The sequence below is a fragment of the Acinetobacter thutiue genome, assembly GCF_030385805.1.
In the GTDB taxonomy this organism is placed as follows: Bacteria; Pseudomonadota; Gammaproteobacteria; order Pseudomonadales; family Moraxellaceae; genus Acinetobacter; species Acinetobacter corruptisaponis.
In genome coordinates, this window is sequence record NZ_JAUDZE010000001.1 from 931,412 (window position 1) to 946,512 (window position 15,101).

14 protein-coding genes are annotated in these 15,101 nt (G+C 42.2%); 4 read left to right on the top strand and 10 right to left on the bottom strand.

From position 1 onward, the window contains the following. Positions 1–7: 7 nt before the first annotated feature. Together QTA56_RS04670 and pepN are read right to left on the bottom strand one after the other, a co-directional pair. A complete protein-coding gene (locus QTA56_RS04670) occupies positions 8–2,143 on the bottom strand; it encodes a sensor histidine kinase (RefSeq protein ID WP_267979761.1) in 2,136 nt (711 codons plus the stop codon). 100 nt (positions 2,144–2,243) lie between these two features. Beyond that, the gene (gene pepN, locus QTA56_RS04675; protein WP_267979762.1) at positions 2,244–4,853 is read right to left on the bottom strand and encodes an aminopeptidase N; all 2,610 of its coding nucleotides are present in this window, start codon (positions 4,851–4,853) and stop codon (positions 2,244–2,246) included. A 345-nt stretch (positions 4,854–5,198) separates the two neighbouring features. Between pepN and QTA56_RS04680 the strand changes: the two genes are divergently transcribed. Beyond that, the gene (locus QTA56_RS04680) at positions 5,199–5,456 is read left to right on the top strand and encodes a hypothetical protein (protein WP_267979763.1); all 258 of its coding nucleotides are present in this window, start codon (positions 5,199–5,201) and stop codon (positions 5,454–5,456) included. 58 nt (positions 5,457–5,514) lie between these two features. Here the strand turns inward: QTA56_RS04680 and QTA56_RS04685 are convergent, their stop codons facing one another. The 6 genes from QTA56_RS04685 to QTA56_RS04710 all read right to left on the bottom strand — a co-directional run bounded on the left by QTA56_RS04685 (position 5,515) and on the right by QTA56_RS04710 (position 8,966). Continuing rightward, positions 5,515–5,988, bottom strand: coding sequence for a DUF2147 domain-containing protein (locus QTA56_RS04685; protein ID WP_267979764.1), 474 nt, complete (start codon positions 5,986–5,988; stop codon positions 5,515–5,517). Positions 5,989–6,135: 147 nt separating this feature from the next. After that, the gene (locus tag QTA56_RS04690; protein WP_267979765.1) at positions 6,136–6,609 is read right to left on the bottom strand and encodes a DUF2147 domain-containing protein; all 474 of its coding nucleotides are present in this window, start codon (positions 6,607–6,609) and stop codon (positions 6,136–6,138) included. A 106-nt stretch (positions 6,610–6,715) separates the two neighbouring features. Further along, entirely contained in the window at positions 6,716–7,189 is a 474-nt protein-coding gene (locus QTA56_RS04695; RefSeq protein ID WP_267979766.1) for a DUF2147 domain-containing protein, read from the bottom strand. Positions 7,190–7,260: 71 nt separating this feature from the next. Then, positions 7,261–7,737, bottom strand: coding sequence for a DUF2147 domain-containing protein (locus QTA56_RS04700; protein ID WP_267979767.1), 477 nt, complete (start codon positions 7,735–7,737; stop codon positions 7,261–7,263). A gap of 140 nt (positions 7,738–7,877) precedes the next feature. Beyond that, a complete protein-coding gene (locus tag QTA56_RS04705) occupies positions 7,878–8,354 on the bottom strand; it encodes a DUF2147 domain-containing protein (protein ID WP_267979768.1) in 477 nt (158 codons plus the stop codon). Between the two features lie 138 nt (positions 8,355–8,492). Then, positions 8,493–8,966 (bottom strand): DUF2147 domain-containing protein, encoded by a 474-nt coding sequence (locus QTA56_RS04710; protein WP_267979769.1) that lies wholly within the window; start codon positions 8,964–8,966, stop codon positions 8,493–8,495. Positions 8,967–9,188: 222 nt separating this feature from the next. Between QTA56_RS04710 and QTA56_RS04715 the strand changes: the two genes are divergently transcribed. Both QTA56_RS04715 and thiM read left to right on the top strand, forming a co-directional pair. Further along, positions 9,189–10,349 (top strand): hypothetical protein, encoded by a 1,161-nt coding sequence (locus QTA56_RS04715; RefSeq protein ID WP_267979770.1) that lies wholly within the window; start codon positions 9,189–9,191, stop codon positions 10,347–10,349. 18 nt (positions 10,350–10,367) lie between these two features. After that, a complete protein-coding gene (thiM, locus tag QTA56_RS04720) occupies positions 10,368–11,186 on the top strand; it encodes a hydroxyethylthiazole kinase (RefSeq protein ID WP_267979771.1) in 819 nt (272 codons plus the stop codon). A 29-nt stretch (positions 11,187–11,215) separates the two neighbouring features. On the opposite strand, the gene QTA56_RS04725 is transcribed toward thiM, so the two are convergent. Next, positions 11,216–12,067, bottom strand: a complete 852-nt coding sequence (locus QTA56_RS04725; protein ID WP_267979772.1) for an AraC family transcriptional regulator — start codon at positions 12,065–12,067, stop codon at positions 11,216–11,218. 171 nt (positions 12,068–12,238) lie between these two features. Then, on the bottom strand, positions 12,239–13,951 hold the full coding sequence (locus QTA56_RS04730) for an AAA family ATPase (protein WP_267979773.1): 1,713 nt from the start codon (positions 13,949–13,951) through the stop codon (positions 12,239–12,241). 160 nt (positions 13,952–14,111) lie between these two features. Between QTA56_RS04730 and QTA56_RS04735 the strand changes: the two genes are divergently transcribed. Next, the gene (locus QTA56_RS04735) at positions 14,112–15,077 is read left to right on the top strand and encodes an alpha/beta hydrolase (protein WP_267979774.1); all 966 of its coding nucleotides are present in this window, start codon (positions 14,112–14,114) and stop codon (positions 15,075–15,077) included. Positions 15,078–15,101 lie beyond the last annotated feature (24 nt).

The window sequence follows — 15,101 nt, forward strand, 5'->3', positions numbered from 1 at the left end:
CATTGATTCATAATGAAAAGGTCAACTCAATCCTTGAACCTTGTGTTTCTGGCAGGCTTTGGAAATGCAACGCTGCCGAAAGTTCAGTTGCACGTTCTCTCAGGTTTTTTAGCCCATTCCCCTCAGACTGCCCAGTTTGACCATCAAAACCAGTGCCATCATCACAAATGACTGAAACTAGTTGTGAATCAACTAGGCTAATGTCAATGATTACACTCTGGGCATTGGCATACTTCATTATATTACTGATGATTTCCCGAAGCATAGAAATATAATGCCTGTATTGTGCATAACTTAAGGTAATGGGTGCATCTCCAAGCTTTTGTTGCCAGTTCAGTTCTATCCCACAACTTTGCAGGCGGGTCGCAACCTCATGCTCAAACTCCTGCAAGATCACATTTAACTCAACCCCTGTACCCAATAGTCCATTGACGATGGTACGCATTTCAGCAATCGCCTGACGAATGGCCTGCTTGGCTTGATCCACATCTTTCTGATAGAGTCCTGATAATAATTTTGCCCCCAGATCATCATGTAGATCACGGGCGATACGATGTCTTTCCTCACGCACACCATTGTCATAGGCAACACGGCTTTCCACAGCCTGAGCTAAAAACGGCAATAGATTCTGAATCAGTTGCTGGTCATATTCACTAAACAAACGGCGACCTTGCTGCGGATAGCTGAGACGCATTGCTGCCAGCCCTGCCACCTGTGGGGTATACAGCACCAGTCCGTTGTCTTCAATTTGGCTATGATTTGTCTGTTCACTTATTTCAAGGTTTAATGGCTGAAACAGGTCATTCAACAAGGCTTTCCACTGTAACTGGCGTTCCTGCTCATTCACCGCAAAACTGACCTGCAAGATTCGCTCAAACAGTTCGCTGTCAGATAACTTTTTGCGTTGTAACAGGCGCGCCTGTAGCCAGCCACGGACAGGCAGCCAGACCAGACCACAGATCAGGATGGCCAGACTGAGTGACATAAGTGGGCTTAACATCATCACCAGAAAGGCATCCAGCAACACCAGTAAAATCGCTCCTGCCAACCAGTACAGAATTCCGAACGCCCAACGGTCCAGACTAAATAACTGATAGCGTTTTAAGCCAATCGCAATACCAATCGTCACAAACAGGAAGAAACCGAACGAATAGCCTTGTGACATATTCAGCTGAATATCAAGTAGCTGGGTACTCTGAACCAAAAATACAAATGCGCCGCTACTGACCAGAATCCATAAGGCAAACCAGCGCAATGCCACTTTTGCCCGTGGATCATGTCGGTTTGCCCGCCATTGCCAAACCATACATAAAATTGCGCTCAGCATTTGTAAGGTAACGGGTAAATCGCCCCCCATGCTTGGTTCAGGTAATAGAAATAAGGTATCGAGCAACCACCAACCAGAGAAAAATATCGGTATTGCCCACAACCATTGGGTTCTGATCAACTGCTTTGGGTACACCAAGAATAGACTGATTAATGCACAGCCATATAGCAATGCGCCACCCGTATTGATTGCGACCAGTAACCGAAATAATTCAGCATTTAAAGCCAGATCACGGGTGCTATAGATGGCTGCGGAAAAAGCGAATACTGGATAGGCCGCATTAAGTAAGGCAAAAACACGGGGGGCGATTTCATTGGGACGCAATGCCCAAATCCAGCAGCCCAGTAAAAATCCAATCGAACTGACAGCAAGCTGAAACCAGAACTCAAAAGATAAATCCCGAAGTGTACGTTTAGGCTGAATATTGACAGGATATGGCGTTGAGCTTGAATGATCGCCTGACTGCAAAAATATTTGCTGATGCTGGCTGATCAGTTGATGAACTTGGCTCTGCTTGATAAAAAATTGCTGCATCTCAGGATAAGTCGCAACAAAATGCGGGTCTTCAGTAAAGTCATTTGCATTGAGTAGTATTGGATTTTGTTCACCAGCTGCTGAAATTGCAACTAAATCTACATCCTGTAATATCAATCGCTGCCCGTCAAATACCGAAATTTTCTGGCGTTCTTTGACTTCAAAGCGTAAATGGCTACTGGACTGATTTACCGCACAATAGATGACCGCAATAAGGGCCAACGACAATCCTAAAATGGCATAAAACAACCGATCCGCTGGTGTTTTGCGACGCAAAGCCATGTATCACCACAATATGAGTATCCTTTCTGTGAACTAATGATAATCCAGAACATGTAAAAAAGGATGCTGTGACAGCATCCTTTCTGACGAAAACGGTGTGTTATTCAATGTTTAGCATACTGCTCAAGGTTTCAGACACATTCTTCGATTTCACTTTCGGCTGCAATGCTTTAAGCCCTTGCTGTACTTGACTGCGTTGTGGTTCAGCCAAAGTGTACCAGCGAGAAAGTACCTGTAATAAACGGGAGCCTAAAATTGGGTTTTTCTCATCCAGATAACCAGCCAGTTCAATAAAATGATCTACACCAAAACTCCACGTATTGACTGGATTATTTGATAAACCACCACTGACAGAACGGATACGGTTTGGTGTGCCCAAGTCATAATTGGCATGTTGTGTCAGATATTTGATGGTTTCCTCAGTTGCATTTGGATTTGAGGATTGAATGCTAAACCATTGATCCAGCGACAAGGCTTCATCTTTAAAACGATTATAAAAGTCATCCAAAGCATCTTGAGCCTGTGGTGCATCATTCCAGACCAGCACACGCAATGCTCCCAAACGTTCAGACATATTGCCCGTGTTTTGATACTGCGCATAAGCCAAATCAAATACCGATTCATCGCCCTGACGTGCCAGCATATTTAGCATGATATTTTTAAGCGCCCGCACACCCATCGCCAAAGAAAACTCTTTTTGCATCTCTGGATCTAAAGATAGATAGGTGTCTTTCCAGAAAGAACCCAACTCACGAGCCAACCGATCCAGCACTGCTTCACGTTTCTCACGAATAAGCTCAGGTTCATAATCCTGATCAATACGGCTACCCAAGTAGTTTTCACTTGGTACATCAAACAGGCGTGAGGCAAGCAAAGGATCTTTATTGACCAATTCAGGCAAGGTATTTTTAATCGCCTGAATATAGGCATCGACCTTATGGTCTTGTAGTAGGATGCGTTCCAACAAGGTTTGTGTGGCTTGCCACTGGTTAAAACCGTTGGTTTCGTGCTGGATGAGGAAAGCAAGATCATCATCTGAATAGTCAAACACAAGATTGACAGGTGCAGAGAAATTACGCAATAACGATGCAACAGGTTGCGTAGTCACACCTGTAAATTCAATACTTGCCTCATCCTGATCAAATAGATACACCCCATCTTTAACATCATCCACAAACAGATCAGGGCTGTGCAAGGTGTATTGCTCGCCAGTATTGGCATTGAATAATGCTAGAGCCACAGGAATTGGAACGGCTTTTAAATTTGGATATTTAGGATGTGCTTTTAGGCTTTGCTTCAGGCTAATACGATAGGTCTGTGCAGCCGCATCATATTCACCTTTGGCTTCCAGCTTTGGTGTGCCAGGCTGGTTATACCAGATCAGGAAATTAGATAAATCAACACCTGACCCTGCGCTTAATGCAGCAACCCAGTCTTCCACCGTCACCGCCTGACCATCATGACGACGGAAATATTCATCCGTTCCTTGACGGTATTTTTCCTTGCCCAGCAAAGTCGCCATCATGCGGTTAATTTCCGCACCTTTCTCATAAACCGTTGCAGTATAGAAGTTATTAATTTCAACAAAATGGTCTGGGCGTGGTGGATGCGACAATGGGCCAGCATCTTCAGGAAATTGATGTGACTTCAACACCGCCACATCATCAATACGCTGGACTGCTGCCGACTGTAAATCTTCAGAGAAAGACTGGTCACGGAAAACCGTCAAACCTTCCTTTAGACACAACTGGAACCAGTCACGGCAGGTGATACGGTTTCCTGTCCAGTTATGAAAATATTCATGGGCAATCACCGACTGCACCCGCATAATGGCGGCATCAGTAGTGTATTCCTCATCAGCAAGCACACATGAGGTATTGAAGATATTTAAACCTTTATTCTCCATTGCGCCCATATTGAACTGGCTCACCGCCACAATCATATAGTTGTCGAGATCATAAGGGCGACCATAGTGTTCCTCGTCCCAGCGCATTGAATGTTTTAGTGCTTCCATCGCGATATAGCATTTTGGAATATCTTTTTCAATCGCATAAATTTCCAGAGCAACATCACGTCCCTCAGACGTGGTATAGCGATCTTTCAGTACCGCTAAATCACCAATCACACAGGCAAATAAATAGCTTGGCTTTTTGGTCGGGTCTTGCCAAATGGCAAAATGGCGGTCCTCTCCCACTTCACCTGTTTCCAGCAAGTTCCCATTGGCTAGCAAGATTGGATATTTTTTGTCAGCCTCGACACGGGTGGTAAATTCCGCCAACACATCTGGACGGTCTGGATAGAATGTAATTTTACGGAAGCCCTCAGGCTCATTCTGGGTAACAAATAAGTCACCTGCCTTATACAAACCCTCAAGCTGGGTATTTGATTCAGGATGAATAATCACTTTGGTTTGCACAATGACCTGATCTGGTGCATCGGTGATCAGCAATTGTTCACTGTCCAGTTGATATTGACCAGCATTCAACAACTGTCCATTCATTTGAATGGATTGTAGCTCCAGATCACGACCCAACAATACCAGTTCACCCGCTGCCTGACGTTGCATAACCAGTGTTGAATCAACAATAGTGTGATCATCATAGACCTGAATGTCCAAATGAATCGACTCAACCAGAAAAGCGGGCTTTTGATAGTCTTTTAAATAAATGGTTTGATCTGCCTGTACAGGAGGTTGTGCCGCAATATTCATCAGTATTCCTTATCTTTAGTCATGTCTTTTAGATGGTCTTGTTGGCAAGACTCGTAATGACTTGATCATACGCCAACTGATACAACCTGTCTTTAAGACCCAGTATGAGTTTTAACAATTTTATTGGGCTGAACTCCGTCATTTTCAAATCAAATTGAGTCAATATGCTGATCGTTTAGACAAAATTACAACATAGTTTTCCATTCTTAAATAAAAACTACAGAAGCAATTGCCTTTCATCGCTCAACTTACATTTTTTCCCAGACTTTTACATTTTGTGCACGGTTATTGCTTAATGATATATGCCAATGTAGGTATATAAAATAACAAGCGAGGGTTACTGTTATGGAATTAAAAGCACATCTGTATCGTCTAGAAAATATTAAGGCAATCCATGATCTTGCTGCTGCGGGCATTGATCATCATGTGATTTCAGTATTCTTATCAGCGGAGGGTATTGATCTTAGCGCCCTGGAAGTTACCAATATCGTGAATACCTATGATGCGCTTGGAAAAGAAAAAGTACCAAGCAAAAAAGTGCAGGCACTGATTGCCGCTAAAAAAATCGGTCAGGAGGACGAAAACCTACCTTGCCCTGTTTAGTTTAGTCAATAAAAAACCTCGAACCCATTTGGATTCGAGGTTTTATTTTTAAATAAAATTAAGGATTTGCACTGTCTGTACGAATCCAAACCTGAGTACGCCCCAATGCGGAAATACCAACATATCCACGCATGCGTAAACGTTTACCGTCAGCACTTAAGTTCGCCTTGCCTTTATAGATTTTGCCACTTTTTGCCTCTAACACCTTTCCGTCAACATAAGCATTTGGCTTATCTGGATCTTCCCTAAATCCAGACAAAATTTCCAAACCCAGAATTGGCTGATTGGTATAAGGCGGAGGACATTTTGTACAATGGGTTAACGCAGCTCCACCAGGAACAGGATAACGATAAGCAATTTTACCGTGGTAACGACCATCAGCACCTTTCTTGATTTCTACAATTGATAGTTGCTCACCAGTTCGGTCATCAATACTTTTCCAGAAACCTTCAATTGATGCAGCAAAACCAGTCACGCTGGCAAACGCAATAGTCAAACCCACGATTCCTTTCATGAGTACACGATTTAACATATTATCTCCGTTAACTTTAAATGACACTTCGTACTTATTAGACTTGATTTAAAATTTTATTCATTAAATCAAGTTTATCTTACCCTATACCATCAGGTTTGTTATAGTTAAATCAGCTTAAATACGACTTAATATTTAGACTTGCATTTAAGGGTTTGCGCTGTCTGTACGAAGCCAGACCACGGTGCGGCCCAATGCAGAAACCCCCATATAACCACGCATGCGCAGGCGTTTACCCTCACCACTCACCACAGCCTTACCTTTATAAATTCGCCCAGATGTAGGTTCCAGCACCCGCCCATCAATATAAGCATCCGCTTTATCTGGATCTTCCCTAAATCCAGATAAAATCTCCAAACCCAGAATGGGTTTATTTGTATTTGGCGCTGGACATTTGGTGCAGTTGGTTAGTGCAATACCGTGTGAGTTCGGATAGCGATAAACTATTTTTCCATGATAACGACCATCGTTTCCTTTACGGATTTCAACAATTGACAGTTGTTCACCTGTACGTTCTTCAATACTTTTCCAGTAACCTTCGATAGAGGCTGCAAAAGTTGTTAGGCTTGCGCAAGCAATAGAGAATCCCACGATGCCTTTTATGAGCACACGATTTAGCATAGTAACCCCGTCATTTAAAAAGAAACACATTTATCTTTATAGAACCGATTTTATATAACTTATCACATTTTTAAATCAACTAACTTTGACGCCCCAGTTCGAAGTTTTATGGATTTGCATGTTCCGTTCGAATCCAGACCACGGTACGCCCCAAAACAGAGATTCCCATATAACCACGCATACGCAGACGTTTACCATCACTTGTCACCACGGCCTTGCCTTTATAGACACGGCCACTGGTGGGTTCCATGATTTTACCGTCAATATAGGCATTCGGGTTGTTGGGATCGTCTTTCAGCTCAGACAAAATCTCCAGCCCTAAAATCGGTTGATTCGTATAGGGTGCGGGACATTTAACACAATGGCTCAGTGCCACACCATGAGGGTTTGGGTAACGGTAAACGATTTTTCCATGATATAGCCCATCGTTTCCTTTACGGATTTCAACAATTGACAGTTGCTCTCCAGTACGATCATCCACACTTTTCCAATAGCCCTCAATTGGTGTCGCATAAATAGCAATACTTGAGAAAAGTAGTGTCACGCCCACAAAACATTTTTTTAATAAATTTTTGTGCATAAAAGCCCCCACTAGCGCAGATATAAATAATATATGCACCTAAACCGTTAAAAATTAATGGCTAAAAATGCCTAGGGATTTGGGCTGTCCGTTCTAATCCAGACCTGGGTACGTCCCAAGGCGGAAATCCCCATGTAGCCACGCATACGCATACGTTTGCCATCAACACTGAGTTGTGCCTTACCTTTATAGATATTGCCTGTTTTAGGTTCTAGAACACGACCATCAATATAATGGTCTGGATTTTTTGGATCTTCCCTCAATCCCCAGGCAATCTGGAGGCCTAGGATGGGTTTGTCTTTGAAAGGTTCAGGGCACTTGACACAGTTGGTCAGTGTGACCCCTCCACGTAGAACGGGATAGCGGTAAACAATGGTACCTGTATAGGTACCGTCAGGTTTCTTTTTAACTTCGACAATTGAAAGCTGCTCGCCCGTACGGTCATCAATGCTTTTCCAATACCCTTCGGGTGTTGCAGCAAAACTACCTGTTGAGAGCACCGCCAAAGAAATTCCCATGATTCCATTCATGAGTGAGTTTTTTTGCATAAAACGCTCCATAATGCAAAATAGGTCCGTCTTATATATATTTATTCTAATGTGTATAGACAGTCAACACGATCAATGGATATTTGACTGTCTAAAACGAGCGTAAATTTTAACTAATTCACATATTTAAAAATAAACGATTAAGGTGACGCACTATCAGTTCTAATCCAAACCACTGAACGGCCAAGTAAAGAAACTCCGATATAGCCTCTTAATTTTAAACGTTTCCCATCTGCACTCAGATGTGCTTTCCCTTTATAAATTTTGCCAGTACCTGGATCAAGCAACTTTCCATTTATATAATTACTAGGATCTTTAGAATCCTGCGTAATGCCTGTCATAATCTCCAAGCCTAAACGGGGTTTATTGGTATAAGGAGGTGGACATTTTACGCACAATTCATTGCCTGAACCCCCTCTAACATTTGGATATACATAAACTGTTTTGCCCCGAAAGGTTCCATCCGCAGCTTTTTTAATTTCTATAATTGCAAGTTGCTCACTCGTACGATCATCAATACTCTTCCAGTAACCCTCTATTGAAGCTGAAAAGATAGTGGTTGATAGCAGAGATAAAGAAATTCCCACGATTCCATTCATGAATAGTTTTTTTTGCATATGAAACTCCATAATACAGAATAGATCTACCGTATATATTTATTCCAATATCTATAGACAATCAACCAACTAAGGGATGTTTAACTGTCTAAAAATGAAATGAAATTTATACCAAATCCTATATTTGAAAATAAATAATCAAGGTGTCGCGCTGTCTGTTCTAATCCAAATCACTGTACGGCCTAAAGCTGAAATCCCAACATAGCCACGCATAAAGAGACGCTTGCCATCTGGGCTTAGGCGTGCTTTACCCTTGTAAGTTTTACCTGTTTTGCTTTCAAGGATGTGTCCCTCTATATAGTTGTTGGGACGTTTCGGGTCTTCCACCAATCCAGTCAATACTTCAAGTCCCATACGTGGCTTATTGGTATAAGGGGCTGGACAATTCACACAGTGTGTCACCACAACGCCCTGGGCACTTGGAAAAATATGAACAATCTTGCCACGATAGGTATTGTCAGAAGCCTTTCTAATTTCAATAATCGTCAGTTGTTCGCCCGTTCGATCATCAATACTGCGCCAATATCCCTCAATCGAAGCGGCATAAGAAACAATGCTAATAAAACAACCTATTAACCCCAAAACACATTTCTTCAATAATTGGTGACTCATCTTTTCCCCTTTCTGCTCTTTTAAAATAGCATTGAGTGATTACTCTAATCGGCGCGGGAATTTACCATATTTAAAAAAATATCAACGTTATAAAGTTAACTTTTAGCCATACTTCAGTCTATCAGGTCTCATTTTGGAACTACTTTTTAACGATACAAACTTTGCATCATTGTCTTGGTCCAGCATGTATAATCTTTTTTTTATAATATGGGTTAGGCATCAATGGAGTTACAGATTCTACAAAAACAGTTAGATGAAAGTAGCCATTGTCCACTGTGCCATGCTTCCATGTACTGGATTGAGGCGGAACAATACACACATGAACTGCAATTTCATGAATGTAGCCACTGCCAGCATCGCGTTTTTAAACAGGACAGCAACCTAAATTGTCATTGTGCCTCCTGTACAGCACAACGCAAGAAACAGACCCAACAAACGCGCTTGCAGGAACAGCGTAAAAACAAGGTAAAAGATGAAGTCATTTACAGCCTTGATCAGCTGAGTTTTCTCAACAAGTTATTCCTGCTCAGCCTATTGGATCAGTATGCGCGTGAGGAGGTCCAGCATGATGAACTCATTCATTGGAAAAATTGCAAATATCACGAAATTACGCCGAATTATCTATTTCAGAACCATCTTGTTCAGGAACTGCTGAAAGCAGGCATTTTAAAACCGCAGGATTCAGGCATTGAAACCGAGCATTATTACTTGAATGTTCGTCTGGATGGTTATGCTGACCCAAGTCTTTTTAGCATCACACAGCAACTACGGCACTGGTTTTATGAAAACCTGAGCTTGGGTATTCCATTCCAGACCACGGATGAGGTGAAAGATAGCCTCTACCTTATTCTATATCAGGAAATTGTTCAGTTTATGCAGTTTTACTGCCGTACCTGGGGCATTCAGATTGCAGGAAATCGACATTTTCAGGGCTTCTGTTATCGCTTGATGGAAAGCCTTGCAGTGGGACAGATTTACTATTTAATCCAGACTGCACTGGAATATCTGTACAAACAAAAGGCATTACAGCCCCGAAATGACAAGTTTATCAACACCAACCTGCTCAAAAAGACGCTGGAACAGTATCGGGAACGTGCCTTGACTGAACGCTGGGAAACCTCCACCTTACCAAGACCACATAATATTCCATTTAGTAAAATGAGTGAGATTCTGCTGTTTAAGTTTCTTGGTTATGATGAGCGTATTTTCATACAACCTGTGTGGAAATCATGGCGTAAAATCGAACCACGCCTCAGTTTTTATTCTGTAAAACGTTGTATGTATTGTGGTTCAAATGATCTGGTGGTGGATTATGATGCCAAGGATTATGTCTCGCTGATCTGCCGCCAATGCAAGCATCAAGACCACTATTTCACACGTTAAAGTTTTTAAGGATTTGCGATGTCATCAAAACAACAACTGATTGAACAGATTATTCAGGCGTGGCATGAACTACAGCAACAAACGCCTTTGGTTCAATGCATGACCAATAGTGTTGCCAATAATTATGTGGCCAATATCCTGCTGGCAGCTGGCGCGTCCCCTGCCATGATTGACAACCCATTTGAGGCGGACAGTTTTACGCAAATCAGTTCAGCCTTAAGTATCAATGTCGGAACACCGACGACTGAACAAACTCAGGCCATGCTGATTTCGGCACAAACAGCGCAACAACATCAAGTGCCGTGGGTGCTTGATCCAGTGGGTTATGGTGCGGTTTTAAAATGGCGGAGTGAAACTGTTGACCAGCTTCTGCACTTTAAACCGACCATTATTCGGGGCAATGCCTCTGAAATCAGCACACTTGCAGGCAGCCAGGTACAATCAAAAGGTGTGGACAGCACCCTCGATAGTCAGGATGTCTATGCCCAGGCAAAAAGCCTATTACAGCATGCTGAATGTATTGCAATCTCAGGTGAATCGGACTACCTCATTTCCAGACAGCTTGATGCCGTGATTAAGGTGAACGGCGGGAGTTATTTGCAGCCTAAAATCACCGCAACAGGCTGTGCCCTGGGAGCATTAACGGCGGCATATAGTGCGGTCAGTTCCCCACTCATTGCAGCACTTGCATCACATACCCATTTCGCAATTGCGGGAAAGCTTGCCTATGATCAGGCACAAACCGTAGGCAGCTTTAATGTCATGTTTATGGATTATGTGCACATGCTTGATGAAAACCTGATTCAGCAATATGTGGATATTGAAATACTGGAATAAGGCCCTGCCATACAAACAGCGCCTTAAGCTTATTTCAACAGCAGGTAAATATCCGTGATCAGGTCACATTCGTCCACATCATGGATAAAGTTGTGATAATGGAAAAATACGGGAAAATCGCCAGCTTCCAGTTCCGATTGCGGTAACCAGTCGCGATATAAATGATAGACACTGTCTTTTATATTGTCATGACTGCCTAGATGGCGTATCACCGCATATTTTCCTTTAGGGATGATACCTGACTTAACCCCGTATTGATTTTCAGGCACCTCTGTATTGATTGTACCTGCGATATCAAAACGGAATTCTGCGCTTGGCGTTTGTTCAGGGTCTGAGAATGGAATACCGTAGGTTTTACTTTTCAAGATTGGAGATAAACCTGTTTCCTTGCGCCACGCAATAAATTGGGCAGCGGTTTCAAAAACACGTTCTGGCGCGCCTAAGTGTGAGATAAATGCGATTTGCTCTTCTGGTCTTTCAACAATGTTCACGTTCATATTAAGTTCTCTCTGAGGTAGGGAAAAAACAAACCGTTGGTGCCAGGATTGCCAGTCTGGCTGTTCCCTAAACGCACTCGGAGTTTGATCAAATGAACGTTTGAATGCTCGACTAAATGCTTCAGGACTATCAAAACCTGCCTCTAGGGCAATATCAATAATCTTGGTATCAGTTGAGAATGCAAGTTGGTAGGATGCCCGTTTAAGACGTGACATCTGAATAAACCTCATCACATTCACACCCGTATTTGCCAGAAAAATACGGTGAAAATGAAACTTGGACAATGCGGCAACCCGACTTAAAGTTTCCACATCAAGTTCATCGTCCAAATGCTGCTGGATATATTCACATACCCTTTGCAATTTCTGGTCATATAGCATCATACATTTAACTTTTAAGTGTTCATTTGATAGAGACTAATTTGCCAGATTCAGATTTTTCAAACTTGATCAGGATTGCGCTTTTAACTCCTCACCTAAATTTCTGCCTTAAAATAATATTCTTTTGGCACATCCAGTATTTCTATACAAATCAGATATACCATTTTCCTGCCCCTACTCAATAAACAATAAGGCTAAACGTACCTGATCATAAGCCATACGTGGACTGGTTGCCTCTACAATTGGACGCAGCTTGATTGAGCCATCTTCAGTGAAATGTTCAGGATTTTGGCGCTTTTGCAATTTCTTATAGATTTTGCGCACCTCTTCCACTACTTCATCGCCAGGATGGGCCACTGAAATATCCAGATTCTGTTCTTTGTGCAAACGTGCCAAATGATTGATGATGGTTGCAGGGGTCAGTCCTCTTTCACTGGCAATATCTTCAATATCATAACCCTCTTCAAACAGTGCCTTGGTTTCATCCAGAGTCGCGGTGGCATAACTTTGCTTTCCGCCCTTGCTGAGCTTTTTCTCATTACGGCTAATTTCAGTCGGATTTAACGTACCACCACAATGACGGATAAATGCATTTTGCTGTGTGGTTAAATCAACGTTTTCAAAATTGACTTCGGCTTCAGTAGAAAGTTCCTGAAAACGGCGGTCTGCCTTAATGGCCAGACTATCCAGTTCCAAGGCCTGATCATTAAAACCCAATAGTTTTAAGCCATTCAGAGACTTTAACCGCGACAAGGCCACATAGCCCTGACCTTTTTCAAAAGTATGGGTCAGGTTGATTTCTGCGGCCTCCAAGGTCATGCCCTGACTTTTATGGATGGTGATTGCCCAGGCCAAACGCAAGGGAATCTGCTGAAAACTGGCAATCACCTTGCCTGCCTCGTTTTCAATCGACCATGTTTCTGGCTCAACCAATAAAGTTGTACCATCAGTCAATTTTACTTTAGGCAAAATACCGTTCTGATCATCTTCCTCAAAACCAATCACTTCCCCCAAACTGCCATTGATATAGCCCAAATCAAAGTTGTTTTTCACAAACATCACCTTGGCATGCTTTTTTAGGGTCAGTTCTTCAGGCGCACGTACAGACGATTTCAATGTTTCGATCAGCTTTTCATTACCATCCAGCACCGCATTAAACTGATGGCTTTCATTGTCAATCTCATTCAAATGTTGATAGTTGATATTATCGACATCCATATTATGGGTATATAAACGGGTAAAGGTTTCACCAATATCGTGCTGGCGTGATTGCTGTAGCGCTCGGATATGGTCAGTTTGAATACTCTGCGCCCGAATCGCATTTAAAATCTGGTTGAGGATTTCATCATCCTGACGGTGTTGTTCGGTGAGATAACACACCCGAAATTTCGCCTCCACCCAGGCCTCAGACATAAAGCAGAATTTATCCCGATTGGCTTCACCGTTACGCCCGACTGGTGGCAACTGGAAAAAATCGCCAGCGACAATGACCTGAATACCGCCAAACGCCTCATCACTTTCTTTAAAGTATTTTAATACCTGATTGACCAGATTCAGCTGCTTGGCATGCAGCATTGAGATTTCATCAATGATGAGAACCTGCGCATTTTCCAGATGCTCTTTTAAATATTTACGCTCTTTCATACGCTTGAGGTCATCATCACTCAAACTGTCTTTAATTCCAATACCCGCCCAGGTATGAATAGTCATACCATTCATGTGCGTTGCGGCAATCCCTGTAGATGCAGTAATGGCAACAGGCACCTTGCGTGCCTTTAGATAATTGATGTATTGATTAAGCGTATAGGTTTTTCCTGCACCTGCTGAACCCGTTAAAAAAACATTTTCTCCAGCTTTCAATAGTTTCAGTGCAGTCTCTTGTTTCATAATTTCATCAGGTAAAAGTAGCAGCCCATAGCTTACCGATTTTTTGTCAAAAATAAAAACCTAAACCGATCTGGAAAACCACTCATATCTCAGATTGCCATTGACATCCAGATGTTTTCATTTAATGTGTTGATGAATGAATTTAGACTTTATATCAAAAATGAATACTTCAAATTTTTATACTTATCAAACAGATATCCTAGGGGATGGTTATCAGCAACTCACCCTGAACTTTGCTGATGATTATGATGGGAAAGTTGTTGCGACATTGGTTCGAAAAAAAGCTGCTCAAGCAACCAAAAAGGCTGTGTTGTACGTTCATGGTTTTACCGATTATTTCTTTCAAAAAGAAATGGCTGAACAGTTCAACCAGCATGGCTATGATTTCTACGCACTTGACCTTAGAAAATATGGGCGTTCCAAACTTCCCCATCAAACCCTGTATTACGTGCGGGATTTACGTGAATATGATGCTGAAATCAGCAAGTCACTGGAGATCATCGGTCAGGAAAACCATAATCAGGTTTTGCTTGCTGGACATTCAACAGGTGGGTTGATCACAACCTTATACGCTGCACATTATCCTGACCATCGTCTGGTTAAGGCATTATGGGCAAATAGTCCATTTTATGATTTCTTTAAGAGTATCATTGAGAAAAAAGTGGGAATTCCATTGCTGAGTGAATTTGGCAAGCGTTTCCCAAATGCCAAATTTCCAAGTGGCCTAAACCCGTGGTATGTACCAAGTTTGCATAAAAAATTTCATGGTGAATGGGAGTTTAATCTGGAATGGAAACCTGAATCCATGCCATTTGTACAACTGTGCTTTGTGCATGCCATCCATGAAGCGCAAAAAGAAATCCATAAAGGGATTACACTGAATATTCCAACCCTGATCATGCATTCACATCAATCCAAATACCCTAAAAAATGGGGAATTGATGCCCAGCAAAGTGATGTCATTCTTGATGTCAAAGACATGACCAATAATGCCAAAAAAATGAAAGGTGATATACAAACCTTATCAGTACACAACGGCTTGCATGATCTGGTACTTTCAGCCCCAGCAGTACGGGAAAAAGTCTACCAAGACTTATTTGCCTGGCTTGAGCAAAAAATGCCTTAACTCACTTCCAATATAATGACCTTA